This is a genomic window from Desulfovibrio mangrovi (assembly GCF_026230175.1).
Lineage (GTDB): Bacteria > Desulfobacterota > Desulfovibrionia > Desulfovibrionales > Desulfovibrionaceae > Halodesulfovibrio > Halodesulfovibrio mangrovi.
The window spans coordinates 2,138,161-2,164,115 of sequence record NZ_CP104208.1; the positions used below are offsets into that span (position 1 = coordinate 2,138,161).

Sequence of the window (25,955 nt, forward strand, 5' to 3'; positions counted from 1 at the left end):
CACACAGGAAGTGGTGCGATACTTGCTTTTGTGAAACAGCGCCCTCTTCCCCCATGAGAACCATATGATTGTCTGAAATTTCTAACTGCACTTTCGACATTCCCCCCCTATTATTCGTGTGGAATGGTCGATAGATATATCGTATATGCAGAAACATGGACCCATTCCATGCCTGCCCACCAGCACAAGGAGAATCGCATGCTTAAAGGGCTTACCGTCAAAACCCTTATTTGGATCACATTGGGATTGCTGCTTGCAACCGGAGCCGGCGTTACCGGCCTGTTGCTGACCAGCGCAGAAAAGGGGGTAGTGCCCGAAGGCACGGTCACCACGGGCTGCGTGATCATGCTGGCAGTCAGTCTCCTGCTCATTCTCCCGCTTGCCCTGATCATCATGAATCGAATCACCGCCCCCATTGATGAGATCAAACGGGGGGTCGAGCGCATTCTGGACGGCGACTACACCGTCTGTTTCGCCTGCGGAGGCAGCGACGAACTGGCGGAGATGCGCCTTGCACTCGAATCCCTGGTTTCGCGCCTCAAGCACAATCTCGGCTTTGCGCAGGGCGTGCTGAAAGGGATTGATACGCCGTTCGTGGTGGTCGATACCAAGGAAATGCTCACCTATACCAACGCCGGTCTGCTCAAGATTCTGCAGCACGAAGGACGCCCCGAAGACTATTACGGGCAAAACGTCGCCCACTTTTTCTACGGTGACGCCTCCCGCCGCACTGTTCTGCGCGACAGCCTTGAAAAACACACGGTCACCAACCGCGAAGTTGAATTCACAGGACGCAAGGGCGGAAAGCGCAACCTGAACATCCACGCATCTCCCCTATTTGACCTGAACGGCGAACTGATGGGCGCCCTGTGCATCTATCAGGATCTCACCGAACTCCGCACCCGTGAGGCTGAAATTCTTGCCAAGAACGAAGCCGTCTCCAGAGCGGCGCAGGAATCCGAAGACATCTCTTCCGACGTGGCACGCCTTGCAAAGGATGTTGCCTCGCAGGTGGAACACACCAGCCGCGAAGTGGACCGCCAGACGGAGCGCGCCATAGACACGGCCACCGCCATGGAACAGATGAACGCCGCGGTCTATGAAGTGGCGCGCAACGCATCCTCCGCTGCCGAGCAGGCGTCAGAAGCACGCACCAAGGCACAGGAAGGCTCGAAAGTCGTTGAAGAAGCCATGGCCGCCATTGCCGAAGTAACCCGCCAATCCGAAGCGCTGCGCACCAGCATGGCGGAACTGGGCGAACGCGCCGAAGGCATCGGCCAGGTCATGAACGTGATTACGGACATTGCCGACCAGACAAACCTGCTGGCCCTGAACGCCGCCATTGAGGCCGCACGCGCCGGTGACGCAGGACGCGGGTTTGCCGTTGTTGCCGACGAGGTACGCAAACTGGCCGAAAAGACCATGCAAGCCACCAAGGAAGTGGGCAGCGCCATCAATGCCATTCAGGAAGGTGCGCGCCACAACTCGCAGAGCGTGGACAACGCCGTGAAGGCTGTTGACCGTTCCCGCACCCTGTCCGCAGCCTCCGGCGAGGCGCTCAAGGCCATCGTCTCGCTGGTGAACGACACCACGGATCAGGTACAGGCCATTGCCACGGCAGCGGAAGAACAGTCCGCCACCAGCGAGCACATCAATCAGGCAGTTGAAGAGGTGAAGGATATCTCCCAGCAGGCATCCGCCGAACTCGACAAGGCCACCCACGGCATACATGAACTGGCGGAGCTTTCAGCAAAGCTGAGAGCCATCATTGAAAGTATCGATTCTTAACGCATCGCATTCTCTGCCGCCTCCACAAGGCCGGTCTACCGGGGCGTATCCGAAAGGATGCGCCCCTTTTGCATACGTCCTCTTTTCCGGACAGGCATCCTGTGTTAAAACAGCCTGACAATCCGAACAGACACAAGGAGTCCGCATGCGATCCTACAGAAAGGAACTCTTCTACGAGATTCCCACCCGACGGGCCTTCATCAATATCACCCCCGACGTGGAGCACTGCCTTGCCGAAAGCGGTATACGTGAAGGCATGTGCCTCGTGAACGCCATGCACATAACGGCCTCGGTATTCATCAACGACGACGAATCCGGCCTGCACCATGACTACGAGATATGGCTTGAAAAGCTCGCCCCGCACGCCCCCGTTTCGCAGTATCGCCACAATGGCTATGAGGACAACGCCGATGCGCACATGAAGCGGCAGATCATGGGCCGCGAGGTGGTTGTCGCCATTACCGAAGGGCGCCTCGACTTCGGCACGTGGGAGCAGATTTTCTACGGTGAATTCGACGGACGCCGGAAAAAACGCGTGCTCGTCAAGATCATAGGAGAATAGCCTTGCCCGTTGATTTGCAGACCGAGTTCAAGGACATTTCCGCACTGGCACAGACCGAGGCCACGGTCATAAACCATGTGCAGCTCATCCTTGCAGAGAAGCGTACCTCACTCTCCCTGATGCGCACGGGAATTGCCGTGCTGGCCCTGCCCCTCACGGTAATGGGCCTGCTCATATCCACCTCCCGTTTCTACAGCGCCGCAGACATGTGGTTGCTGCTCACCGTGGTGCTGCTCATCTGCGCGGGACTCACCTGCCTGGGCGGTTTTCTCATCACTCGCGCCGTATACCGCATTCGCGCCTACGATCACATGGTTCGCGAGATCAAACGCCATTCCCCCACCGTGGCCCCGTATCTTGATTAACAAACGTAATGGCACCCCAACCGCATTATAATGATTATGCTGATGACGTGACAAAATCCTGAAAAGGCTTGGCGCGCGCTTCTGATCTATGTAATTTCACAGGATGAATACGAGACTTCGCAAGACACTCTATGCCATCAGGACGGAAAACCGCTCTCCCGCATGGGACATCGGCCAGTATCTTCTGGTCATGGCCGCCCTGCTGTGGTGCATGCTGCAGAGCACGGAAGGACTCGGCTACGACTGGCAGTGGTACCGCGTTCCCCGCTACCTGTTCACCCTGAACGAAGGCATCTTCAAGGCCGGCCCGCTGCTCATGGGCCTTCGGGTCACAGCGCAGATCACCCTGTGCGCCATGGCGCTTTCACTGGTCATAGGCCTTGTGGCCATGCTCATGCGGCAATCCTGCTCCTTCGTCGCACGCCACCTTGGCACCTTGTACATCGAAAGCATCCGCAACACGCCGCTGCTCATCCAGCTATACATTCTCTACTTCGTCTTCGCTCCGGTCCTCGGCATGGGGGCTTTCTGGTCTGCAGTGCTTGCACTCAGCCTGTTTGAAGGGGCCTACATGTCGGAGATATTCCGCGCAGGCATCCAGAGCGTTCCCAAAGGACAATGGGAGGCTGCCTACAGTCTGGGCATGACCACTCCCGCCACATACAGAAAGGTCATTCTGCCGCAGGCCATTCGCAACGTGCTGCCGCCGCTGACCAATCAGGCCATTTCGCTGGTGAAGGATTCCGCCCTTGTGGCGACCATTTCCGTCTTCGACATGACCATGCAGGGGCAGGCCATCATTGCCGAAACCTTCATGACCTTTGAGATCTGGTTCACCATCGCGGCCATTTATCTGGCAATCAACCTGAGCCTGTCCTTTGCCGTGCGCGGCATGGAGCGCAGGCTCAGGCATTACGCCTGAGTATATCGAACGGCACAACAAAAGGAGTAGCCGATGCATTCACGTTTCCGTTTTCTCTTCGTCATCCTGATCATGGGCCTTCTGCTCATGGCAGGAACGGCGCAGGCCAAGGACGCCACTCACGAGCTGCGCGATGCCAGTGTCATCTCCAAAGCCATTGAGCGCGGCACATTGCGTGTGGGTTTTTCCACCTTTGTTCCGTGGGCCATGAACGACAAAACCGGCAAGTTCATCGGCTTTGAGGTTGATGTGATGACGAAGCTGGCGGAAGACTTGGGGGTAAAGATCGAATTCGTGCCCACCAGTTGGTCCGGCATCATTCCCGCCCTGCTCTCCGACAAGTTCGACGTGATCATCGGCGGCATGAGCGTCACTACCGAGCGCAACCTCAAGGTGAACTTCACCATCCCTTACGACACTACAGGCATGGCCCTGGTGGCGAGCAAGTCCATGGCCAAGGGATTTGACTCGCTGGCAGACTTCAACAAGGAAGATGTCATCATCGTCGCACGCATCGGTTCCACGCCGGCCACCGCTGCCAAGGCCTTCTTCCCCAAGGCCACGTTGCGCCTTTTCGACAAGGAAACACAGTGCATGCAGGAACTGCTCTCCGGCCGCGTGCATGCCTTTGTGGCAAGCGCCCCCCTGCCCGCACACAGCGCTGTGGAACATGCTGACAAGCTGTTTCTGCCCGTTGAAGGCACCTTCACCAAGGAACCGGTCGCCTTTGCCGTACGCAAGGGAGACCCTGACACCCTGAACGTGCTGAACAACTGGATCCGACAGAAGGAAGCCCAAGGCTGGCTTGCCGAGCGCAAGCACTACTGGTTTGAAACACTGGATTGGGCCTCGCAACTCAAATAGCATACACTGCCCGCGGCTCTTTGCGCCGCGGGCTTTTCCTCTCATTTCGCATGAATAATCATCCCCGCGCACGCACATCCCACACGCTGGATGTACTGCTTCTCTTTTTGCTGGCTATGGCCGCCGGTCTCTTTTTCTGGCGGCTGCAGACCCGTTTTGACTACGACTGGAACTGGACGGCCGTGCCCCAGTTTCTCTTTCGTCTCGACCCCGAACATGGTTGGACGGCCAATGTGCTTGTACACGGCCTGCTCACCACGCTCAGGCTCAGCATTTGGACCACGGTACTGGCCCTTGGTATAGGCGTTGCCGCAGGGCTTGCCGCATCAAGCCGGAGCCTGTTCCGCAGACTGATCGCCCGCACCTATGTGGAAGCCGTGCGCAACCTGCCGCCGCTGGTGCTGGTGTTCATCTTCTATTTTTTCATTTACTCCGTACTTGCCCCTCTCATCGGACTGGATGACGCCATACGTGCCATGCCCGCATGGCTCGGCAACATCCTCGCCGTAGTCTGCGACGAGCCCAACCGGCTGCCCGGCTTCATCTCCGGCGTAATCACCCTCTCCATCTACGAAGGGGCCTATATTGCGGAAATCGTTCGCGGCGGCGTGGAGAGCGTGGACAAAGGCCAGTGGGAGGCTGCCGCCTCGCTGGGGCTGCCGCGTTCCGACCAGCTCAGGCTGGTCGTGCTGCCGCAGGCGCTGAAGGTGATCATTCCGCCTCTGACGGGCCAGTTCATCTCAACCATCAAGGACTCGGCCATCGTCTCGGTCATCTCCATTCCGGAACTGACCTTTCAGGGGCTGGAGCTCATGTCCGCCACCTATCTTACCTTCGAGGTCTGGATCACCATCACGCTCATGTATCTGGTATTGACGATGGGGTGCGCCATGCTGGCGCGCAAGCTGGAACGGTCATTGCGCTGGCGGTTCTGACCCGCCCTGCCGCACAAGAAAAAGGCCGGAAGATCCGGCCTAAAGATATCGTTCAAGAGCGGCTAGCTCCCGCTGGACATCAGGTCTTGTATTGTTGCTCCGATAGGAGTTGAGCAAGAGCAGCACGCTGTCAAAGGCTTCCAGCAAGGCGGTGATGCACTCGCTGTCCGGAACGAGCACGCCCGTGCGGATACGCTGCAGGATGTTCTCCGCCCTGTGTGCCACCTCGGCAATCTCGGAATACTTGAGCAGCCCGGCTCCGGCCTTGATGGAATGCGCCGCCCTGAAAATGGCGTGCACCTTGTCGCCATCAACGGCAAGCCGATTCTGTTCAAGGTCCAGCAGCCCCCTCTCAATCTCCGCCAGACGCTCGTAGGTTTCTTCTATAAAAGTCTCAATGACCTCGCTGTCCCGCTCAAACATCATGCCTCATCTCCGGTGCGTCTATGGTTCGGGCAGCAATCAGGCCCTGTTCTCGAGCAACTCCAGCGCCCGCTGCGCCATCATATCAAGATCCGGCTTGGAAATTTGATCATCCGCCCCGACAGACTCCCCCTTGTGCCGCAGTTCGGTCGTAATGAGCGAAGAATAGAGAATGACAGGCAACCCGCCCAGCACGTCATCCTCCTTGACGTTCTTTGTCAGCGTGAAGCCGTCCATGAGGGGCATTTCAATATCCGAAATCACGATATCCACAAAATCCGAGAGCGGCCTGCCCTCGTTCTCCGCCTGCATGCGGAATTCCCGCAACTGATTGAGTGCCTCCTGGCCGTTGTTTACCAGAATGGGCTCGAAATTCGCCGATTCAAGATTCTTGCGCAGCATCAGCCGGATGGTTGCGGAATCATCCGCCACCAATGCCCGATAGGTGCGCAAGGCCTTCGGCCCGCGGTGCACGGCTTTTTCAAAGGATAGCGGATCAAGATCGGCCAGCACGTTCTCAAGGTCGACCAATTGCACGAAATGGTCCCCCAGATCGACCATGCCGACAATGCAGTTGGTGCCTACTCTGGAGATATATCCGCTGGGCGGCTGCACTTCCTTCCAGCCCACGCGGTGGATCTCCGTCACGCCGGAAACAAGGAAGCCTGTCACGGAATGGCTGAACTCCGTCACCATGATCACGTCGTGCTCGGCATGCACCATGTCCATCTTGAGCCAGCGGCTGAGATCAAGCACGGGCACCATCATGTTACGGATGTCGATCATGCCCATGAAGCATGGATTGGATGCGGATTCGGGAGCGCAGAATTTGGGAGATTCTATCACCTGCATCACTTTGGCCACGTTCACGCCGAAATAGCACGGCGCCACTGAGCCGTCCGGCAATCGCTCGGAAATGAAGAGTTCCAGAACTTCAAGCTCGTTCGTGCCGGTTTCCAGAAGGATGTTATGGTCTAAGCTCATGGCCGCTCCTTTGGTATGCTGCGGTACGCACTATTCCCACCATTGCGGCATTCTAGGATAAATGTCTGCAAAAGCAATGATAGTTTTGCCCATATAGGCACCAGCCACTACTCAGCGCAAGGCATCTGCCACGGCCAGAATGGTATTGGCGTAGGTGGCGCTGTTATTGTAGTGCCGCAGCACCTTGGTCTGCTTGGCTCTGCTGAGCCCCGGTTTCCATCCATGATATTTCAGATAATTGGCCAGACTATGCATGGCGTCCTGCGCGTGAAACAGATTGACCTTGCCGTCACCGTCTCCATCCACGCCGAAGCGGATGATGTTGGAAGGCATGAACTGACAGATACCCACGGCACCATAGATGGACCCCGGCATGGACACGGGGTCCAGACCGCTCCGCTGTGAATAGGTGATAAGCGCCTTCAGCTCGGTATACGCCCACGATGACTTGTCTTCGATGCGCTTGGAAAGCCAGCTTGCACGCTCTCTGGTTATCTTGAGGCCATCAAGCTGCGGCCGGATACGGTCGAGCGAATCGGAAGCGGCAAGACAGGCCAGATTGCGAAAGGCCTGTTCCTTGCCCAGAAAATTGCCGAGCCTCGTCTCCACAAGCATGAGTCCCACAGCCACTTCCTTGGGCACCCCGAAGCGCTTTTCCATCAGCCGCAGACTTGTCCGGTGATCCTGCAGGAAGGTACGCGCCTTGCGCATGTTCTCCGGCACAATCACACCGGGATACACAGAGGGCGCTTGGGCCGTCACGGACTTCTTGGTGGCAGGCTTGCGCGGAGCGTACTTGGTTTTGAAAAGAGCCCGCATCTTATGCCCCATGGGACCCGCGGAATAGGGATTCTCCACACGTTGGAACAGGCTCTCAACGTAGGGCCTGTCAAAACCGTCCGCCTCCAGCCTGTCCACAAGAGCCTGCCAGCCTTCATCAACCCCTTTGTCCAGTACCTGCGTGGTTCCGGAGTAGTTCATGATGGGCTGTTCCAAGCCGGACTGCACGGAAACAGCCTGCACAGGCGATTGTTGCACGGCATCCGGTGGCACTACAGCGGCAGAGGCCTCTTGCGCTCGGGAAGAAGAAGCCGCAGCGCACCCGCATATGGTTAACAAGACTAACGAAAACACCAAAGCACGCAGCAGCACAACGCTACGACCAGCACCGGACACACAGTCGGTGCAGATCAATCGGCAAGGGTTGTCGTATGTCGGGGAGATCTGGTACTGGTTCATAATGTATTCTATCGCTTTTTACCTGACGGCGGCAAGCCCCCAACCTTCAACCGGTTCAGGAAAATCATGACGCAACCGACAAAACCTCAGGCCTCACTGAAAGAGCAGACAGGCAGAATTGTCCGCTTTGTCACCCGCGATATCTGGCTTGAAGACATTGATCCGCAGGACAGAAAGCAGCAAGGTCTGGCAGGCCTGCTCAAGTGGCTCTATCTGGTGGTGCACGGATTCATGAAAGATCAGTGCCTGCTCAGGGCTTCCGCCCTCACATACACCACGGTCCTTTCCATAGTTCCCTTTCTCGCGGTGGCCTTTTCCATCTCCAAGGGCATGGGGTTACAGAACTCGGAAGGCCTGCGAGCCATCCTGCTCAATTTCTCCGCAGGTAATGAACAGACCGTGGACCACATTCTGGGCTACGTGAACAACACCAATGTGGGCACACTCGGCACCATAGGCATGGCAACCCTGCTGCTGACCGTCGGCTCGGTCATGGGCACCATTGAAAAAGCCTTCAATTCCATATGGGGCGTAACGCAGGGGCGCACCATGTGGCGAAAATTCACGGACTTCTTTTCCGTGTCGCTCATCTGCCCCATCGTCTTCGGCGTCGCGTTCAGCGTCAGCGCCTCGCTGAAGAATGATACCGTGATGCAGACGCTGCTCTCATACAGCGCCTTCAGTTACGCCTACATCACCCTTCTCAAGTTCATCCCGCTGCTGATGGTTACCCTGATGCTGCTCTTTCTTTATGTGTTCATCCCCAACACCAAGGTACGCATTCCCTCCGGATTTGTCGGCGCCCTCATTGCCGCAACGCTGTGGAAGTCCGTGGAAAACCTCTACGTCACCTATCAGGTAGGCGCGGCCAAATACAACGCCATTTACGGCGGTTTCGCCCAGGTGCCCCTCTTCCTCGTATGGGTCTACATCAGCTGGGTTATCGTCCTGCTCGGCGTGGAGTTCAGCTTTGCCATGCAGAACGTACGCACCTTCGAAAACGAGATACGTTCGGACACCGCCACCCGCGAAGAGCGCGACAAACTGGCAGCCCTTTCCATGCTGCTGCTCACCCGCCGCTTTTATGAACACGGCGGCCCCGTATCCCTGGCCGACCTTTCGGAAACACTGCGCGCGCCAGTGCGCCTCATCCAGAATGTGATGAGCATCATGCAGAAGGCAGGCATGGTGGTGCAGACCTGCGGAGATGATCCCTCCTACGCGCTGTGCGCCCCGCCGGACAGCATCCGCTTCACGGACATCATCTTCGCGCTGGCATCGCACCGGCCCACCAGCAGCAAGCGTCCCATGACAGCACGCTTCGGCTTCATCAACCACACCTTCCGCACCATGTATGAAGACACCTTGCACAGTGAAGCGAACATGACACTCAAGGACTACTGCGAGCGCATGCTGCCCGAAGGATTCGGGGGAGCATCCGCCTGTCTGAACCAGCCATCGCAGCCCCCCCCCACTGCAGACGATGCAGCCGCCAGCTAAACACGATTGCCTGAAAACGAAGAAGGCCGTCCCCGGAGGACGGCCTTTTACGTTACATCAAAGCATCACACCGCCTACAAAGGCTTGAGAAATGCCTGCACTTCCGCAAGGCGACGGGCATAATGCGCCATATGCCCCCGCATGTGCTCATAATAATCAGCCACAAGAAATTCCAGTGTCAACGGACCGGATTCCCGCCGCCATTCACGGGGGCTGGCCTCCTCCGGCGTATTGGCGGCCAGATGCAGCAACAAGGCGTTGTAGCTGGCCCACAGGGTCTTGAGCATACCGAAGTCACAGCCGTCATATTGCTGCACCTGCACCCACGGCTCGGCATCGTAACCGGGAAATCCTTCAAGATCGCTGAAGCGCAGCCGCACGAAACGCTGATGGTTGTTGGCGGCGGAATCAATGAGATGCCCCACGATCTCGGCCAGAGTCCATGCATCCGGCCCCACGCGCACATGCGCTGTTTCCAGCGGAGTGCCGTCCAGCAACGCCTGAAACTCGGCAACGGCAGAGCGGGCCTTATCCATATCGATCATGCGGACCTCCTGACTGTTTCACGGGATGCTAACGGATGGCTTCCTGACCGGCAGCAGCGAGTGCTGCCCCCCCCGTCCCGAATACACACCAAGCGCCCGAAGATTACAACAGGCTCATCTCCCTCAGCACTGCCTCGTTGACCTTGTGCACATCAAAACGCTCTTCGGCATAGCGACGCGACTCCGCCCCCATGGAAACGATGCGTTCAGGCTGCCGGATGAAGCGCATCATGGCCTCTGCCAGCGCCTTGGCGTCGCCCACCGGAACCATGTAGCCGTTGCGCCCTTCCCGCACGGTCTCGCGGCATCCCACCGCGTCCGTAGTAACGATGGCGCGCTGCATGCTCATGGCCTCCAGCGTGGTGCGAGGCACACCTTCATGGTAGGAAGGCAGCACATAGACGGCACAGCCGGCAATATCCGGCCGCACGTCAGCCGATGGCCCGGGAATATCCATCCACTCCCGCCACGGGGCCACCTCTTCCTCGCTCACGCAATCCACGCCCCTGTCAAAGGGCCCCACCAGCCGGAACACGGCCTGTGGAAATTCCTGCTTTACCAGACGCGCCGCTTCCGCGAACTCGCGCACGCCTTTCTCGCGCAGCAGGCGGGCAATGCACAGAAAGACGGGAGCTTCGGCATACTTCTCCGGCAAGGGTGCCGGGCCGTAGTGGTCAAGATCAATGCCTGTGCCGTTTACCAGACAGGTGCGCCGCGATGCGGAGATGATGCGGCATTTGCGGAAGAAGCCCCTGTTGTCCTCATTCAGGAAGAAAATGGACCGGCACACGCTCATGCCTGCCGCATACAGCATGCCCGCGATAACCGCGAGCACCGTGCGTTTTAAGCCCTTGCCGTTGAAGGCATACCCCAGCCCTTCCACCATGGCGTAGATATTCGGCACACCCGCCAGACGTGCGGCAATGGAACCGTAGACCACGGGCTTGATGGTGTAGGAAAGCATCACGTCCGGCGCGATGCCCTTGATGGTCTTCACCAGCGACATCAATGCCGCAATATCGCGCAGGGGATTCAACCCTTTGCGGCTGAGCGGCACCTGTGCCGCCTCCACACCCATGGCGTGCAGGGTACGCACGGTGTCGGCGTCCAGATCGGGCGCAGCGGCAATGACGGTATGCCCCGCAGCCAGCATGGCACGCAGGAGCGGTCCACGAAAATTTATCAGGGAAGGGGCATAACTGCCGAACACGAGAATGCGCACATGTCCTCCGAGCGACCGGCTCAGAAATGCTATAAAAAAAACTCCGGCCAGTATGACGCTACACTCGGCCGAAGTCCATGGTAATCGGGGCATGCCGCTTCCGGCATGCCCCGCATCCTGTTCTATTTCAGGCGGCGTATGCGTACGGCTTTGAGCAGCGCGTACCGCAGGGCCGCAAACAACCTGCGGTTGAAAAGCACCCGGTGCGGCTGGGTCAGCAACGTGCGGCAAAGGCCGACAAGGGCTTCGCGCCGTTCTCCCAGCAGGAAGTGCATGTAGTGATGCCGCAGCATGGCAAGGGCCCGCGTATCCGCATCCGCCGTGCGCAGGTCGTAGATGCGCAGGGACAGCTGCAGGTTGTCCCGCAGCCTGCGGGTGCTGAGCGAGACATTGCGGGTTTCCTGTCCGGGATGCACGCGCAGCTTCAGCAGCACGTCCGGCAAGTTGGCAAGCCGGTATTTCTCCGCCAGCGCAATCCAGAGAGCAAGGTCCTGCGCGTAGGAGATTGTGCCGTCGTACCCACCCACGTCGCGCACCGCCGCAAGACGGAACATGACGGAAGGATGCACGATGGGGTTGGTGATGGGCATATAGCCCACAATATCCCCGTGCCCTTCGGGAAACTCGGTCACATGCCCCAGCAGGGCACTGTTGCGGTCAATGAACTGAGCCTGCGCGCCCACAAGTGCGATCTGCGGGTTTGCGTCCAGAAAGGCCACCTGACGTGCCAGCCGCTCGGGCATGCACACGTCGTCGGCATCCAGACGGGCCACATACTCGGATTCCGCACGGGCAAGCCCCAGATTCAGAGCACCCGTCTGGCCCATATCCTCGGGTAATGCCACGAGTTCGATACGCGGATCGCCAAATCCCTCAATTATGGCACGCGTATTGTCCTTCGAGGCGTTGTCGATGATCAGGAACCGGAAGTCCGCATAGGTCTGGGCCAATACGGACTGCACCGTCTCGCGAACGAACGGTTCCCCGTTCTTCACCGACATCAGCACGGTTAGTTTAGGTTGATTCATGTCCCTCTTCACTAGTTTTGTCGCTTCATAGAAAAAGGCCGCTGTAACGCGGCCTTGTATACAGAATTTCGGTGCTTATTGCACCAGAAGTTTCAGGAACCTCTTCTTGCCCAGCTTGATGATGTATTCACCCTTGGCAAGCGGGGTTTCCGCGTCTTCGCTCTTTTCGCCGTCCACGCTGAAAGCGCCCTGCTTGATCAGGCGGCGTGCTTCGCCGCGGGACTTGCTCAGACCGGCATCGGCAAGGAACGCTGCGGGAGCGGACGCTTCGCCTTCCTGACAGGTGTAGGTTTCGATATCATCCGGAATGCCGCCCTTGGCGAACACGGCGTTGAAGCCCTGACGCGCTTCTTCACCCTTCTCGTCACCATGGTACTGGCCCACGATATCCATGGCCAGCTGTTCCTTGGCAACCTTGGGATGCAGGGCACCGCTTTCCACGCCCTTCCTGAGCTCGGCGATTTCATCGAGGCTCTTGCGGGAAACCAGCTCATAGTAACGCCACATCAGTTCGTCGGAAATGGACATGACCTTGCCGAACATGTCGGCAGGCTCGTCATTCACGCCGATGTAGTTGCCGTAGGACTTGGACATCTTCTTCACGCCGTCCAGACCTTCCAGAATGGGCATGGTCATGATGCACTGGGGCTCCTGACCTTCCTGCGCCTGCAGATGGCGACCCATGAGCAGGTTGAACTTCTGGTCGGTGCCGCCGAGTTCGATGTCCGCCTTCAGCGCAACGGAGTCGTAGCCCTGTACCAGCGGATACAGGAACTCGTGCACGGAAATGGGGGTATTGCTCTTGTAGCGCTTTTCAAAGTCGTCACGCTCAAGCATGCGTGCCACGGTATAGCGGGATGCCAGACGAATGAAGTCGGCTGCGTCGAACTTGTCCATCCACTCGGAGTTGAAGCGCACCTCGGTCTTTTCAGGATCGAGGATCTTGAACACCTGCTCCTTGTAGGTATCTGCATTACGCAGCACATCTTCGCGGGTCAGGGGGGGACGAGTCTCGGAACGACCGGAGGGGTCGCCGATCATGCCGGTGAAGTCGCCGATCAGAAAGATGACGGTATGGCCAAGCTCCTGAAAATGACGGAGCTTGTGAATGGCGACACAGTGCCCGAGATGCAGGTCGGGCGCAGTGGGGTCGAAGCCCATCTTCACACGCAGCGGCTTACCGCGCTGCAGCTTCTTGCGAAGCTCCTCAACGTTGATCAGCTCAGCACAGCCGCGCTGGATGATCTCTAGCTGCTTATCAATATCCATGACACTCTCTTTCGCTGTATGAAATGTGTATGAGGGTCTTGCAGAGAATGGGGGTTATGTCAATGGCGCAGGGGGCCTGCCTACTCGCGCACCAGCTCGATATGCGTGGCCTTTCCCGTTTCGGGATCAACCTCGACAAGCACGCCGTTCACGGAGACCTCGCCCTTGGCAAGCACGAAGCGCTGGGGCAGCTTGGTCAGAAAACGCCTGACGATCACTTCCTTGTCCATACCAAGGCAGGAAGCCTCCACCCCGCACATGCCCGCATCGGTCAGATAGGCGGTGCCCTCCGGCAGAATCGTGGGATCGGCGGTCTGCACGTGGGTATGCGTGCCGATCATGGCGCTGATGCGCCCGTCCAGATACCAGCCCAGCGCCTTTTTCTCGCTGGTGGCTTCCGCATGAAAATCGATAAAGCGGATACGCACGTCATCGGGGAGGGTGTTCAGCAACGCAGAGGCCGTATGGAAGGGGCAATCCACATCATCCATGAACGTACGCCCCTGCAGGTTGAGCACGGCGACGCGGTGTCCCGAAGGAAGATCGCAGATGGTCATGCCCCTGCCGGGAGCGCCTGCGGGATAGTTGGCCGGACGCACCACCCGGGCTTCCTTGTCCAGCCCGCCATACATCTCGCGATGTTTCCAGATATGGTTGCCGGTGGTCACCACATCCACGCCGAAGCCGAGCATCTCGCGCAGCACATCGGTTGTCAGCCCCACGCCGCCGGAAGCATTCTCGCCGTTAGCAATGACCATGTCAGCGCCCAACCGTGCGCGCAGCTCAGGCAGTTTACGTTTCAGAACCACCCTGCCGGGCTTGCCCATGACGTCGCCAAAAAAAAGAATCCGCATGCGTTCTCCAGAATTCCAGTCTCAGAGCGGCTTCTCAGAAAAGAAGCACATCAACCTCGGCCCCTTCATACACCCCTTCGCTGTCGGAGGGAATGCGAATAACGCCCTGAGATAAAATCAAGGTCTTGAGCAAGCCGGATTTGCCCGTCACGGGGGTGGCGCGGACCTCGCCTTCCGCCACGTCGATCCGCACGCGTACATAATCCTCGCGCCCAGGCTTGGAAGCGACATTGCGGGTCAGCACAGCACGGCGTGCAGGCCACAAGGACTGATCGAAGGGATTACGCCAGCCTGCGAGGTGACGCAGGAACGGAACGCCCAATATGAACATGACCACCTGAGCAGAAGCCACCTGACCGGGCAGCCCCCACACCGCCTTGTTGCCGCAGCGGGCCAGAATGAGCGGTTTGCCGGGGCTGATGGCAACCCCGTGGTTCACAAGCTGCATGCCCTCTATGCGTTCAATGGCGGCCACGGTGAGATCGCGGGTACCCACGGAACTGCCGCCGGAAAGGAAGACCACGTCATTGGCTTCCAGCGCGGCACGAAGCGCCGCCTCAAGGCTTGCAATGTCATCCTTCACAAGACCATACTGCGTGGGCACGCCCCCCGCCCTTGCCACGCAGCAGGCAAGAGTGGAACTGTTCACATCGCGTACCTGCCCCACTTCCGGCTTCTGCGTCACAGGAACAAGCTCATCGCCCGTAGAGAGAATCCCCACGCGGGGCCGCGCATACACCTGCACATCCGTCACGCCAAGGGCGGCCATCAGGCCCACTTCCTGCGGGCGCAACAGGGTTCCGGCGGCAAGCGCCACCTTGCCCGCTTCGGCGTCCTCTCCCTTCAGCATCACGTTGTCGGCCGGTGCCAGCGACTTGCGCATCTCCACGGTGCCCGCGCCAAGCTCTTCCGTATGCTCGATCATGATCACGGCATCGGCCCCTTCCGGCAGAATGCCGCCCGTCACGATAGAAGCGCACTCGCCCGCACACAGGCCGAAAGAAGCAGGTTTCTCTATGTTCACCACGCCCGCGCTTTCCAGATAGGCCGGATTCATCTCGGACGCGCCAAACACGTCCTGCGCGCGCAGGGCATAGCCGTCCATGCAGGAACGCGCCGCCAGCGGCAGGTCTTCAGGCGACACCATATCCTGCGCCAGCACACGACCATCCGCCGTCATGCCGGAAACGCTTTCCTCCGGCAGCGGAGCAAAGGTCCGCAGCACATCCACAAACTCGGTCACGCTCAATACATTGAAAAAACCGTTCTTCATGCAACCCACTCTTCATGATGCCAGCCGCCCCGAAGATCAGGACGCGCCATTGCGATATAAAACACCGGACCGCTCCGGCCCGAAACCATACTTTTTCCGTAGCGCCCCATACTTGCGTCATCAAAGGCCATTAATCAAGCTGTGCTTTCAGCCTTGCGGTTTCGCATCAACGGGCAGCCAATTCACTCTCCGATTTTTTTCTCTGTTTTTTCATTCCCGCCGTTGACCTGTCTACAGCTTCACCCTTTAGGAACCAACTCGGAGGTACCCATGAACAACCATCTCAGAAAAGATCTTGTGGCAAGCATGCACGTATCGGCAACGCCGGAAACCGTGTTTCCCCTGCTGTGCCCCGTGCGTGAATATGACTGGATTGAACAATGGCAATGCACAATGATACATACCCGATCAGGCGTTGCGGAACTGGGCTGCGTGTTTCAGACCACCTTCAAGGACAATGTCCGCGTTGAAGGTGAGTTGATAGACACGTGGGTGGTATGCCGGTACGAACCGGCGCACGAAATCGCCTTTGTCCGCAACAACGGGCACAGAACCATACTCTACACCATCACGCTGACTCCCGAGGCCGAAGGCACCAGACTGGACTGGACCCAGCAGTTAACCGGCCTGACGACTGAAGGAAACAGCATGGTGGAGAACGCCACGCAGGCGGACTTCAGTGCGCTCATCCTGTCGCTGGAGCACCTGCTCAACCACTATTGCAGCACAGGAACGCGCCTGTCCGCAAGCGAGCTGCAAGCCCGCCTTGCCGACACCGGCGCAGAGTAGAAACCGGCAGCCCCAAAGGCTCCACAGGATCAGCCATGTACACCGTAGGCAGACTTGCCAGACGCTTCGGGCTTTCACGCAGCACCCTGCTCTATTACGACAAGATTGGGCTGCTGCGCCCTTCATCCCATGCGCACGGGGAATACCGCCATTATTCGGAGGCGGATGCCGAGCGCCTGCAGCGCATCTGCATGTTCCGCGATGCAGGACTCTCCCTTGCGGACATCGCCCGTGCGCTGGATGCGCCTAGGGACGGGGGCGGGAAGGGGAAGCCCGGAGACGGCGCTTCGCTCAGCGCCATCCTTGAAGAACGTCTGGAGGAGCTGCAACGCGAGATGGTGGCCCTGCGCAATCAGCGCACCATCATCACCGGCCTGCTGGGACTGGACATCCTGCCGGAGGCAACGCCCATCAACAAGGAATTGTGGACATCCCTGCTTTCCGATGCCGGATTCTCGGAAGCCGACATGCGCCGCTGGCATGTGGACTTCGAGCGCACGGCGCCGGAGCAGCACGCACGCTTCCTGAAGGTGCTGGGCATTCCGCCCACGGAAATAGGCCTCATCCGCGCATGGGCTGCCGCGCCGCAACGTCTGATGCAACTGCAAAAAATGACGGATAACTATATGAAAGCTTTGTACGATGCTTTTACCGGCCTGCCCCGCCTTGCGCCGGGCGGCGACGAATACACCCTGAAAGCGCTGGACATGGTCCCGGACCTGCCGGAATGCCCGCGCATCATCGACATAGGCTGCGGACAGGGCGCACAGACGCTGGCCATCGCCAAAGCCCGCGACTGCCGCATAACCGCCGTGGACAACCACCAGCCCTTTCTGGACATGCTGACCGACGCCGCCCGAACTCAGGGCGTTGCAGAACGCATAGACACGGTCTGCTCAGACATGGCAGACCTGCCGGAAGCACTGCGCAAGGGCGGATATGATCTGGTCTGGTCGGAAGGCGCGGCCTACATCATGGGCTTTGACGCCGCACTGGAATACTGGAAGCAATGCCTTGCGCCCAACGGACACATGGTGCTTTCGGAAATCTGCTGGTACAAGCGCGGCACCCCACCGCAGGAACTGGCCGATTTCTGGGCCACAGGCTATCCGGCCATGATGCACGCGGACGACTTTACCGGAGTCTGCGAAAAGGCCGGATATAGTGTGCTGGGCAGCTTTACCCTGCCCCCGTCCAGCTGGTGGGATGAACTCTACGGCCCGCTGGAAAAGCGCTTCCCGCTGCTGAAGGCCCAATATGCCGACGACGAGGAAGGACTGGCCTGCATCCTTTCCACCATTGAAGAAGTGGAACTGCACCGCAAGTATCCGGACTGGTACGGCTACAAATTCGTGGTGCTGCGCCGGAACAGCTAGTAACGCATGCAAGGCACGCGGCACATGCCTGCCGCGTGCCTTGTTCAGACAGAATAAATGCCTCTCCCCCGCACTCTCCCCCCCCTCTCCTACAGACGCACCGTACCCATAAACGCCTGCCGCTCTTCTCGACATTGACAGCAACCCGTGCATCCTCGTAGGCTTATGGGATGAACTTCCTCAAAGGACCCTGCCATGCGCGGTGACGTACTCGTCGTCGACAAGGATAACGACTCACTTTCCGGACTGCCCGCCGTGCTGCGGGAGGCTGGCCTGCAGGTCACGCACGTGAAGAATCACGACGAGACCCGTGCCACCCTCGCGCAGATGGACTTTTCCGTCGTGGTCGCCGCCCTTGAGGAACATCACGCCCACAAGCAGACCCTGCTCAAGGTGATCAAGGGCAACACGCCGGAAACGGAAGTCGTGCTGGTATCCCGCACGGCCACGGTCGATGCGGCCGTGCGCGCCATGCAGATGGGTGCCTACAACTACCTGTCCCTGCCCGAGAATCCCGCCGATCTCGTCATCGTCATCCAGAAGGCCTTTGAAAAGAGCCAGTTGCAGCAGGAGCTGCTGGAACTGCGGCACATGATCCGCGGCCAGCAAGCCATGCCCATGCTCATCGGCAAGAGCGCCAAGATGCAGGCGCTCAAACGAGAGATAGCCCGCGTGGCACCGCTGGACTGCACCGTGCTTATCCAGGGTGAAACCGGCACCGGCAAGGAAATGGTGGCCAAGATGGTGCACCGCCTGAGCTCGCGCTCGAACAAGCGCTTTCTTGCCGTGAACACGGGCGCGTTCAACGCGGAACTGCTGGCCAACGAACTCTTCGGCCATGAGCAGGGAGCCTACACCGGTGCCCAGCGCACCAAGGCCGGCGTGTTCGAAGCAACGCATCAGGGCACACTGCTGCTGGACGAAATCGGCGAAATGCCGCTGGGCATGCAGGTGCAGCTGTTGCGTGTTCTGCAGGAACGCACGGTTGTCCGCGTGGGCGGCACAGAGGAAATTCCCGTGGATGTGCGCCTCATGGCCGCCACCCACCGCGACATCGAAAAGGAAGTGGAACGCGGGCGCTTCCGGCAGGACCTTTTCTACCGCCTGAACGTGTTCACGCTGAAACTCCCGGCCCTGCGCGAACGCGTGGACGACATCCCCCTCTTCTGCCACTACTTCATCGAAAAGTTCGCCACGACCTTCAAGAAGGACGTGACCGGCATGGACGATGAAGTGCTCGGCATTCTCATGGCCCACTCCTTCCCCGGCAACGTACGCGAGCTGGAAAACCTCATCGAACGCGCCGTGGTACTCTGCGACGGCTCGACCATCGAACTGCGCCATCTGCCGCAGGAGTTCCACAAGGCAGCCGCCATGACCCAGCATGACGTGCAGACCGACGAAGGCCTGCTTCCCCTTGCCGAAATGGAACGCCGCCACATCCTCAAGGTGCTGGAACACGTGCACCACAGCAAAGGGCAGGCCGCCAAGATTCTCGGCATTGACCGGGCCACCCTTTGGCGCAAACTGCAACGCTACGGCATAGAAGCAGACTGACCCTTTCGGCCCGCTCCGGCCATTTTGCCAGATCATGGCGCATAGCCACCAATGCTCCCCCCGCAAAACAGTACTATTTTGCGGATAGATCTCGCTGGCATACACTCCGTCCCACAGAAGCATCACACAGGAACGCTTCACCTTGTTGCATCCTGCAACATGTTGCAACATGCAACGAAAATAAAAAATCCAATAAATTCAACTCGTGCAAATGAAAGTCGTTATCATAGCGTTGCACATTGCAACACAACTATTCCCCACCAAATTCATATAAAATTTTATATACTGCAATATCAGCACGTTAGATCAATACACAAATCTTGGCACGACTCTTGGATATACCCAAACGCAACCAGACAGGACAAAGGTCGCATGCCTGACGGAATGTCCATTAACCTCCTTGGGATATTCCGTTGGTCACAGCAAGTCGGCAACCTTACTGTGACCGGTACCGCAAGGTACCAGAACTCCTCCATACTCCTTCGTCGTGTCTACCGGGAACCTCAGCCAGTCTCCATACACGCTTGGCTATGAAAAACCCCACACAGCACCACCCCCGTTCCCGGTGGCACACGCAAAAAGGCCGTATCTGATTAAGATACGGCCTTTTTTACTGCCTCAGGCACGTTCCGGTAACCTACAGGCCCATCGCCGGACAAGGTCACACGCTACGGCATACGCTTCCTCCCTAGTCGGGCCTCTGGCATGCCTCCAGAAACGCCTCGCATGAACTTATCTGCGCATACCGCATTTGCAGGGCCGCCATGAACGCGGCATGCACCTGCGATGCAGACACCTCAACACCGTCAAACACAAGGGAGCGAGCTGCGCAGGCATCGTGCAGCACCGTGCAACAGTAGCCCAGATCAAATGCCGCACGCACCGTGGCGTCCACACACATGAGCGACATCATGCCCGCCACCACCAGATGTTGCACTCCCAGCTCCTGCAACAGGTCATGTAACCCCGTTTCGCGAAAGCTGTTGGGATAGTGTTTGGTCAGCACAGCCTCGCCCTGCACGGGCCTGACTGAGGAATGGATTTCCACCCCTTCTGTCTCCGGCAAAAAGAAGAAGCTGCCCGGAGCGACGGCCTCATGTTGAATGTGAATGACCGGCCTGCCCTGCTCCCTGAAGGCGGCAAGCACCTGTCCGGCCTTCTCTCCGGCCGCAGCTGCGCCGTCCAGCTCGAAAGCGCCGTTCGGAAAATAATCATTCTGAATGTCGATCAACAGCAACGCCGTAGTATTCTTCCCCTGCATACCCCACCTCCTGCGTATTTCTGTGTTGCATGATTTGGTGCAAACTCACTGCCGACCCCCTGCCGGACCTGCCGACTCAGGGCACGGGCCATTCCTCTTGTTTGAAAGAGTATAGGGCCGTGTCCGTTCCTTTCGAAGTGTCGCGTTTGACAAATCACGGGCGAGAAACGACAATCCGTACACCGGAGGATAATCATGCACATAGCCCTGCTTGCGGTAGAAAAGTGCCTTTATTCCTGCATAACAGGCATGCGGGACATGTTTGTGGTCGCGGGAGCCAGAGGAAGCGACGACCATGGAGCGCCCTCCTTCGCGGTGACCGTACGGACAATGGACGGAAAGCCCGTACAGGCCTTCGGCGGTTTTCCCCTCACACCGGACGGAAGCCTGAACGACAAAAACCTCCCCATACCGGACGTGCTCATTCTGCCCGCAGTTCTGGATGATCTGAACGCATTCTGTACCGATGCAGCCCTGCTGAACGCCATCCGCCACCTGCACCAAAGCGGCACGCTCATGGCTTCGGTCTGTGCCGGTTCCTTTCTGCTGGCTGCCGCAGGCATTCTGGACAGGCGGGAGGCCACCACCCACTGGAATCTTGCCGAAGACTTCCGCAACCGCTTCCCGAAAGTAATGCTTCGCGCCGAGCGCATGCTTGTGGACGGCGGCGACTACATCTGTGCGGGTGGCGTCACGGCGTATCTGGACCTCGCCCTCTATCTGGTCAGCCGCTTCCGCTCAACGGAAGAAGCGGCGAGCCTTGCACGACTCATGCTCATAGACCCACACCGGGAAACCCAGACCCCGTATTGCATGGCAGGCTTCCGCAAGAACCACGGCGACCGGGCCATACTGCCTGTACAGGAATGGCTTGAGGAGCATTATGCCGAACCGCTGACCGTTGCCGCACTCGCCAGCCGCGCCAGTCTGGGTGAGCGCACCTTTCTGCGGCGTTTTCGTGCCGCCACCGGAGAAACGCCCGTAGGCTACCTGCAACGTCTGCGCATGGACGCCGCACGCAGGCTTCTGGAATCGACTACCATGAACGTGGAAGAGATAACCGTTGCCGTGGGCTATGCAGACTCCGCCTCCTTCCGCAAATTGTTCCGCTCCGTAACAGGCATGCCGCCCGCCGCCTACCGGGAGCGATTCGCGATCAAGGCTCTCCCTGTCCGGCATGACAAAACTGTTCCGGCACACAGTCCTTCCCGTTAATTCAGCCATTTGCCTGACGCTTTGACGCGTCAACGCATTGCAACGAACGTCTGTTCGTGCGATACTGTAGGGCATTGCAGTCCATGAGTTCCGCACAGGTACCACCGTCTGCAACACAACAAAGAAGCTCCGATACCTTGCCGTTCCCGCCGCCCGGGGGACAGGCTACCCATCGCCAAGGAGAGAAAGCATGTTTTCCGCCGCAACCTATGCCGAACGTCGAACCACCCTGCTTGCCCGTCTCAAGGAAAGCGGAGCCACCGGCATCGCCTTTCTTCCCGGAAACGTGGAAGTCCCGCTCAACTACGAGGACAACACCTATCATTTCCGTCAGGACTCCACCTTTCTCTACTATTTCGGCCATGACCATTCCGGACTGAACGGCACCATCGATATTGATTCCGGCACTATGGCCCTGTGGGGCGACGATCTTTCCATGGACGACATCATCTGGTCCGGCCCCAAGCCGGACATCGCCGAACGGGCCGAACGTTGCGCCTGTTCCGCAGGTGGCAGCAACAACGCCCTCGTCTCCATGCTTCACGCGGCCAAGAAAAGTGGCAGAACCATCCACTTTCTGCCTCCCTATCGCATGGACAGCGCCCACTGGCTGGCCTACTGCATTGACGAACAGCTCAGCACCAAATCCGGCACGGACATCAGCGCCTTAAAGCAGGCGGCATCCCTGCCGCTTACCCGGGCCGTGGTAGCGCAGCGTTCCGTAAAGACCATTGATGAAGTGACCGAGATGGAAAAGGCGCTGGGCATCTCATACGCCATGTACTCCAAGGCCATGGAAATCGCCCGCGCGGGGCTGGGCGAACGCTGCATCGCCGCAGCCATCGACTCCACGGTTGCCCTTGGCGGATCGCGCAACAGCTTCACTACCATCTGCACCATACGCGGCGAGGTGCTGCACAACCACGACTACAGCAACATCATGCATCAGGGCGACCTGCTGCTCATCGACTCCGGTGCGGAATCCGACCTGCACTATGCCTCGGACATCACCCGCACCCTGCCTGTGGGCGGGCTGTTCTCCAGCCGTCAGAAAGATGTGTATGCACTGGTGCTCAAGGCCCAGCAGACAGCCATCGACATGGCGGCTCCCGGCGTGGCCTACCGCGACTGCCACCTTGCGGCCGTGACCTGCATCGCCTCCGGCCTCAAGGATATGGGCCTGTTGCGCGGCAACGTGGACGACATTGTCCGTGAAGGCGCGCATGCCTTGTTCATGCCGCACGGTCTCGGCCACATGATCGGACTGGACGTGCACGACATGGAACACCTTGGTGAGAACCACGTGGGGTACGACGAAAACCACACCCGTTCATCCCAGTTCGGACTGCGTTCCCTGCGTTTTGCCCGTGAGCTGAAGACAGGGTTCACCATCACCGTGGAACCGGGCTGCTACTTCATCCCCGCACTCATGGACAAATGGAAGGCAGAGGGGATCTGCAAAGACTTCATCAACCACGATGCACTGGTGCACTACCGTGACTTCGGGGGCATCCGCATTGAGGACGATATTCTCATCACGGACAACGGCTGCCGCATTCTGGGTCGCCCCATCCCCAAAACCCCGGAAGGAATCGAAGCGCGCATGCACGCCCGCAGCTGATTCAAACGCACACGACAATAACAAGCGGCGCAGGGAAGTTTCCTTGCGCCGCCTTCTCTACAGCAGCGTACCGGAACACACTCGCCCCATGGGGAGGCTCAGTGGATTACACAGCACGCCTTCGCGGTATCATACGGGATTTCGCCCTTACCAAGGGCGGCACCTTTGTTGTCCTGTCCGAGGACACCATCTTCGTAAAAATGCTGCAGTCCGCCCTGATAAAACAGCTGGCCATTCCCCAGTTCCACGTCAACTTCGTCAAGGGCATCGAGGCCCTAATGGGGCAACTCCCCATCTGCGATGTAAAAGGAGCTACGCCGTTCGTTATCATTGAGCAGATCCTGCACGGCAGGCGGCACGACCAGTACGTCAAAAAAATCAAGGAGCAGGCCCCGAACTGCAAGATCATCGTTCTGGCCAACGAGATCACCCGGGACAGTCTGGCACTGCTCTATGAACTGGGGGCCGACAATACCATTGTCAAACCTCTGTCCATAAACACGCTGGTTGAAAAAATCGCCAACGCCATTGAGCCGCCCGCCAGACTGGGCAAGCTCATGGATCAGGCCCGACAACTGTTGACAGACGGCAATGCGCACGCCGCGCTCAGTGTGACGGACAGCATTCTTGCCATCAAGCCCGACAGCGCCACGGGCCTCATGCTGCGTGGCGATGCCCTGCGAGATCTTGGTCAGCACAATGAAGCGATCCTGCAATATCAGCAGGCCATGGATACAGCCCAACTGTTCGTGGCTCCCGTGCAAAGGCTTGCCGAACATTACGCCACGCTCGGTGACACCAAGAGGGAATTGCACTACCTGCAAAAACTCGATGCCCTCAGCCCCCTGAATTACGAACGCAAGATCGACCTCGGCAAGGCAAGCCTTGTCATGGGACTACAGGATTCTGCGCACAAGTATCTGGACGACGCCGTACGTATTGCCGGACAAGGCGACTCCCGCCTGCTGTCTGACGCAGCCTCCAAACTGGCCCGCGCCTGCATGGAGCAGTACCCCGAAGCTTGCGAACGCCACCTGCGCACAATCGTGGATATGGGCGGAAACGCCCCTGTGGCGGCCATTGCCGACATATGGAACAGGCTGGGCATTTCCCTGCGCAGACAGGGAAGATGGGCAGACGCCGTTGCCGAATACGGCAAGGCCATCCAACGCGTACCCAACGACGAAAACTTGCATTTCAACAAGGCACTGGCGGAAGCCGACGGTCAACAGTATATCGCAGCCGCAGACTCGCTGGTGAATGCTATCCGTATCAATCCCGCATTCGGCAAACAGGATGCCGCCGTAGCCGCAAGAATCGGGCGCATATTCCAACTGGCGGGCGACAAAGACAAGGCCAAGGAATACACGGCATTATCTCACGAACTGGATATTCAGAGAATACAAGGCCCCAAGTAGAGTCCAAACGTCTCTCCCCCGCTTGCGCGCCAATCTCGCACCGCCTGCCCGACGCCACGGCAAACTCCCACCTCCCACGCCCCGTCGAAACGGGTAATGATTTCCTTGCTGCACTTTCCTGCTAGCCCGATGCTTTCTTCCTTCTTTTGTGCTATGGCGTAACGAATCCAAACCGTGCACTCCGGAGTACGGCGTATGCCTGCTTTCTTAAACGCACAGCGACAAAATGAAAGGAGCTCTCCCATGGCAGACCGGGAACAACGCAGGAAGAATGTCATCGAAGTGCTGAACAAGGCCCGCAGCATGGAACTGCAGGCCATTTCTCAGTACATGAACCAGCACTACAACCTGGACGACAAGGACTACGGCGAACTGGCCGCAAAGATGAAGCTGGTGGCCATTGACGAAATGCGGCACGCCGAAGCCTTTGCGGAGCGCATCAAGGAACTGGGCGGAGAACCCACGACCGAAGGCGCGGCACGCCCCGAAAAGGGCCAGAAAGTGGAGACGATGTTCCCCTTTGACGCCGAGCTTGAGGACGACACCATAGACCAGTACAACCAGTTCCTGCTGGTATGCCGCGATAACGGCGACAGCGTGAGCATGAAGATTTTCGAACAGATCATCGAAGACGAACAGGCGCACTTCAACTATTTTGATGCCGTTGCCAACCACATTAACGACCTTGGCGACACATTCCTTGCACGCATTGCGGGCACCTCATCCGCTACCGGCCTGCAACCGCAGGGGTTTGTCATCACCGGAAAAGGCGGTGCCGGAGCCTGATCTCCACTTCCTGCCCTATTGCAAAAGGCTGCTCCTGCATAAGGGGCAGCCTTTATCCGTCACGTCACGTACAGTGCTGAAAAGCAGCAAAGGACTCATCCAAAATCAACAGGACATGTACACCCCCCGCTGAACATGGTACCATTAAGCCGAACTGGC

The 25,955-nt window shown here is 58.5% G+C and carries 24 protein-coding genes; 14 read left to right on the forward strand and 10 right to left on the reverse strand.

All coding sequences use genetic code 11. The features are described 5' to 3' along the window. Positions 1–198: 198 nt before the first annotated feature. From N1030_RS09850 to N1030_RS09875, 6 genes are all read left to right on the forward strand, one after another. Positions 199–1,788: a methyl-accepting chemotaxis protein gene (locus N1030_RS09850; RefSeq protein WP_265825309.1), complete on the forward strand. Its 1,590-nt coding sequence runs from the start codon at positions 199–201 to the stop codon at positions 1,786–1,788. A gap of 145 nt (positions 1,789–1,933) precedes the next feature. Beyond that, the gene (locus N1030_RS09855) at positions 1,934–2,350 is read left to right on the forward strand and encodes a secondary thiamine-phosphate synthase enzyme YjbQ (protein ID WP_265825310.1); all 417 of its coding nucleotides are present in this window, start codon (positions 1,934–1,936) and stop codon (positions 2,348–2,350) included. Positions 2,351–2,352: 2 nt separating this feature from the next. Continuing rightward, positions 2,353–2,715 (forward strand): hypothetical protein, encoded by a 363-nt coding sequence (locus N1030_RS09860; RefSeq protein WP_265825311.1) that lies wholly within the window; start codon positions 2,353–2,355, stop codon positions 2,713–2,715. 103 nt (positions 2,716–2,818) lie between these two features. Further along, positions 2,819–3,637, forward strand: coding sequence for an amino acid ABC transporter permease (locus N1030_RS09865; protein ID WP_265825312.1), 819 nt, complete (start codon positions 2,819–2,821; stop codon positions 3,635–3,637). A gap of 33 nt (positions 3,638–3,670) precedes the next feature. Beyond that, positions 3,671–4,501, forward strand: a complete 831-nt coding sequence (locus tag N1030_RS09870) for a transporter substrate-binding domain-containing protein (RefSeq protein WP_420842810.1) — start codon at positions 3,671–3,673, stop codon at positions 4,499–4,501. Between the two features lie 50 nt (positions 4,502–4,551). Then, positions 4,552–5,436 carry an amino acid ABC transporter permease gene (locus N1030_RS09875; protein ID WP_265825313.1) on the forward strand — a complete coding sequence of 295 codons (885 nt, stop codon included), beginning with the start codon at positions 4,552–4,554 and terminating at the stop codon, positions 5,434–5,436. Between the two features lie 39 nt (positions 5,437–5,475). Here the strand turns inward: N1030_RS09875 and N1030_RS09880 are convergent, their stop codons facing one another. The 3 genes from N1030_RS09880 to N1030_RS09890 all read right to left on the reverse strand — a co-directional run bounded on the left by N1030_RS09880 (position 5,476) and on the right by N1030_RS09890 (position 7,881). Beyond that, positions 5,476–5,862: an Hpt domain-containing protein gene (locus N1030_RS09880; protein WP_265825314.1), complete on the reverse strand. Its 387-nt coding sequence runs from the start codon at positions 5,860–5,862 to the stop codon at positions 5,476–5,478. A 36-nt stretch (positions 5,863–5,898) separates the two neighbouring features. Next, positions 5,899–6,843, reverse strand: coding sequence for a chemotaxis protein (locus N1030_RS09885; RefSeq protein ID WP_265825315.1), 945 nt, complete (start codon positions 6,841–6,843; stop codon positions 5,899–5,901). A 111-nt stretch (positions 6,844–6,954) separates the two neighbouring features. After that, positions 6,955–7,881 (reverse strand): lytic murein transglycosylase, encoded by a 927-nt coding sequence (locus N1030_RS09890; protein ID WP_265825316.1) that lies wholly within the window; start codon positions 7,879–7,881, stop codon positions 6,955–6,957. Positions 7,882–8,148: 267 nt separating this feature from the next. On the opposite strand from N1030_RS09890, the gene N1030_RS09895 reads away from it, so the two are divergent. Then, positions 8,149–9,582 (forward strand): YhjD/YihY/BrkB family envelope integrity protein, encoded by a 1,434-nt coding sequence (locus N1030_RS09895; protein ID WP_265825317.1) that lies wholly within the window; start codon positions 8,149–8,151, stop codon positions 9,580–9,582. Positions 9,583–9,656: 74 nt separating this feature from the next. Here N1030_RS09895 and N1030_RS09900 read toward each other — a convergent pair whose 3' ends face one another. From N1030_RS09900 to N1030_RS09925, 6 genes are all read right to left on the reverse strand, one after another. Beyond that, entirely contained in the window at positions 9,657–10,127 is a 471-nt protein-coding gene (locus N1030_RS09900) for a DinB family protein (RefSeq protein WP_265825318.1), read from the reverse strand. 103 nt (positions 10,128–10,230) lie between these two features. After that, positions 10,231–11,349: a glycosyltransferase family 4 protein gene (locus N1030_RS09905; protein WP_265825319.1), complete on the reverse strand. Its 1,119-nt coding sequence runs from the start codon at positions 11,347–11,349 to the stop codon at positions 10,231–10,233. Positions 11,350–11,471: 122 nt separating this feature from the next. Continuing rightward, positions 11,472–12,377, reverse strand: a complete 906-nt coding sequence (locus N1030_RS09910; RefSeq protein WP_265825320.1) for a glycosyltransferase — start codon at positions 12,375–12,377, stop codon at positions 11,472–11,474. 75 nt (positions 12,378–12,452) lie between these two features. Next, on the reverse strand, positions 12,453–13,646 hold the full coding sequence (gene tyrS, locus N1030_RS09915) for a tyrosine--tRNA ligase (RefSeq protein ID WP_265825321.1): 1,194 nt from the start codon (positions 13,644–13,646) through the stop codon (positions 12,453–12,455). 80 nt (positions 13,647–13,726) lie between these two features. Continuing rightward, positions 13,727–14,500 carry a TIGR00282 family metallophosphoesterase gene (locus N1030_RS09920; protein ID WP_265825322.1) on the reverse strand — a complete coding sequence of 258 codons (774 nt, stop codon included), beginning with the start codon at positions 14,498–14,500 and terminating at the stop codon, positions 13,727–13,729. Positions 14,501–14,534: 34 nt separating this feature from the next. After that, positions 14,535–15,773, reverse strand: coding sequence for a molybdopterin molybdotransferase MoeA (locus N1030_RS09925; protein ID WP_265825323.1), 1,239 nt, complete (start codon positions 15,771–15,773; stop codon positions 14,535–14,537). A gap of 270 nt (positions 15,774–16,043) precedes the next feature. Here N1030_RS09925 and N1030_RS09930 point away from each other — a divergent pair, with 270 nt between their 5' ends. The 3 genes from N1030_RS09930 (at position 16,044) to N1030_RS09940 (ending at position 19,495) form a co-directional block, all read left to right on the forward strand. Further along, positions 16,044–16,562 carry an SRPBCC family protein gene (locus N1030_RS09930; protein WP_265825324.1) on the forward strand — a complete coding sequence of 173 codons (519 nt, stop codon included), beginning with the start codon at positions 16,044–16,046 and terminating at the stop codon, positions 16,560–16,562. A gap of 35 nt (positions 16,563–16,597) precedes the next feature. Continuing rightward, positions 16,598–17,938, forward strand: a complete 1,341-nt coding sequence (locus N1030_RS09935; protein ID WP_265825325.1) for a MerR family transcriptional regulator — start codon at positions 16,598–16,600, stop codon at positions 17,936–17,938. A 195-nt stretch (positions 17,939–18,133) separates the two neighbouring features. Further along, positions 18,134–19,495 carry a sigma-54-dependent transcriptional regulator gene (locus N1030_RS09940; RefSeq protein ID WP_265825326.1) on the forward strand — a complete coding sequence of 454 codons (1,362 nt, stop codon included), beginning with the start codon at positions 18,134–18,136 and terminating at the stop codon, positions 19,493–19,495. Positions 19,496–20,183: 688 nt separating this feature from the next. On the opposite strand, the gene N1030_RS09945 is transcribed toward N1030_RS09940, so the two are convergent. Continuing rightward, positions 20,184–20,756 (reverse strand): cysteine hydrolase family protein, encoded by a 573-nt coding sequence (locus tag N1030_RS09945; protein WP_265825327.1) that lies wholly within the window; start codon positions 20,754–20,756, stop codon positions 20,184–20,186. Positions 20,757–20,951: 195 nt separating this feature from the next. Here N1030_RS09945 and N1030_RS09950 point away from each other — a divergent pair, with 195 nt between their 5' ends. From N1030_RS09950 to N1030_RS09965, 4 genes are all read left to right on the forward strand, one after another. After that, positions 20,952–21,971 (forward strand): GlxA family transcriptional regulator, encoded by a 1,020-nt coding sequence (locus N1030_RS09950; RefSeq protein WP_265825328.1) that lies wholly within the window; start codon positions 20,952–20,954, stop codon positions 21,969–21,971. A gap of 190 nt (positions 21,972–22,161) precedes the next feature. Next, positions 22,162–23,592 carry an aminopeptidase P family protein gene (locus N1030_RS09955; protein WP_265825329.1) on the forward strand — a complete coding sequence of 477 codons (1,431 nt, stop codon included), beginning with the start codon at positions 22,162–22,164 and terminating at the stop codon, positions 23,590–23,592. A 101-nt stretch (positions 23,593–23,693) separates the two neighbouring features. Next, the gene (locus N1030_RS09960) at positions 23,694–25,010 is read left to right on the forward strand and encodes a tetratricopeptide repeat protein (protein ID WP_265825330.1); all 1,317 of its coding nucleotides are present in this window, start codon (positions 23,694–23,696) and stop codon (positions 25,008–25,010) included. Positions 25,011–25,253: 243 nt separating this feature from the next. Beyond that, positions 25,254–25,796, forward strand: a complete 543-nt coding sequence (locus N1030_RS09965) for a bacterioferritin (protein ID WP_265825331.1) — start codon at positions 25,254–25,256, stop codon at positions 25,794–25,796. The last annotated feature ends 159 nt before the right edge of the window (positions 25,797–25,955 follow it).

Bases quoted from the DNA above. Each gene is read 5' to 3' on its own strand.
- N1030_RS09875 (WP_265825313.1), top strand. From the start codon at position 4,552: ATGAATAATCATCCCCGCGCACGCACATCCCACACGCTGGATGTACTG.
- N1030_RS09850 (WP_265825309.1), top strand. From the start codon at position 199: ATGCTTAAAGGGCTTACCGTCAAAACCCTTATTTGGATCACATTGGGA.
- N1030_RS09940 (WP_265825326.1), top strand. From the start codon at position 18,134: ATGCGCGGTGACGTACTCGTCGTCGACAAGGATAACGACTCACTTTCC.
- N1030_RS09865 (WP_265825312.1), top strand. From the start codon at position 2,819: ATGAATACGAGACTTCGCAAGACACTCTATGCCATCAGGACGGAAAAC.
- N1030_RS09900 (WP_265825318.1), bottom strand. From the start codon at position 10,127: ATGATCGATATGGATAAGGCCCGCTCTGCCGTTGCCGAGTTTCAGGCG.
- N1030_RS09910 (WP_265825320.1), bottom strand. From the start codon at position 12,377: ATGAATCAACCTAAACTAACCGTGCTGATGTCGGTGAAGAACGGGGAA.
- N1030_RS09965 (WP_265825331.1), top strand. From the start codon at position 25,254: ATGGCAGACCGGGAACAACGCAGGAAGAATGTCATCGAAGTGCTGAAC.
- N1030_RS09920 (WP_265825322.1), bottom strand. From the start codon at position 14,500: ATGCGGATTCTTTTTTTTGGCGACGTCATGGGCAAGCCCGGCAGGGTG.
- N1030_RS09925 (WP_265825323.1), bottom strand. From the start codon at position 15,773: ATGAAGAACGGTTTTTTCAATGTATTGAGCGTGACCGAGTTTGTGGAT.
- N1030_RS09880 (WP_265825314.1), bottom strand. From the start codon at position 5,862: ATGATGTTTGAGCGGGACAGCGAGGTCATTGAGACTTTTATAGAAGAA.
- N1030_RS09955 (WP_265825329.1), top strand. From the start codon at position 22,162: ATGTTTTCCGCCGCAACCTATGCCGAACGTCGAACCACCCTGCTTGCC.
- N1030_RS09870 (WP_420842810.1), top strand. From the start codon at position 3,671: ATGCATTCACGTTTCCGTTTTCTCTTCGTCATCCTGATCATGGGCCTT.
- tyrS (WP_265825321.1), bottom strand. From the start codon at position 13,646: ATGGATATTGATAAGCAGCTAGAGATCATCCAGCGCGGCTGTGCTGAG.
- N1030_RS09935 (WP_265825325.1), top strand. From the start codon at position 16,598: ATGTACACCGTAGGCAGACTTGCCAGACGCTTCGGGCTTTCACGCAGC.
- N1030_RS09930 (WP_265825324.1), top strand. From the start codon at position 16,044: ATGAACAACCATCTCAGAAAAGATCTTGTGGCAAGCATGCACGTATCG.
- N1030_RS09885 (WP_265825315.1), bottom strand. From the start codon at position 6,843: ATGAGCTTAGACCATAACATCCTTCTGGAAACCGGCACGAACGAGCTT.
- N1030_RS09945 (WP_265825327.1), bottom strand. From the start codon at position 20,756: ATGCAGGGGAAGAATACTACGGCGTTGCTGTTGATCGACATTCAGAAT.
- N1030_RS09855 (WP_265825310.1), top strand. From the start codon at position 1,934: ATGCGATCCTACAGAAAGGAACTCTTCTACGAGATTCCCACCCGACGG.
- N1030_RS09950 (WP_265825328.1), top strand. From the start codon at position 20,952: ATGCACATAGCCCTGCTTGCGGTAGAAAAGTGCCTTTATTCCTGCATA.
- N1030_RS09895 (WP_265825317.1), top strand. From the start codon at position 8,149: ATGACGCAACCGACAAAACCTCAGGCCTCACTGAAAGAGCAGACAGGC.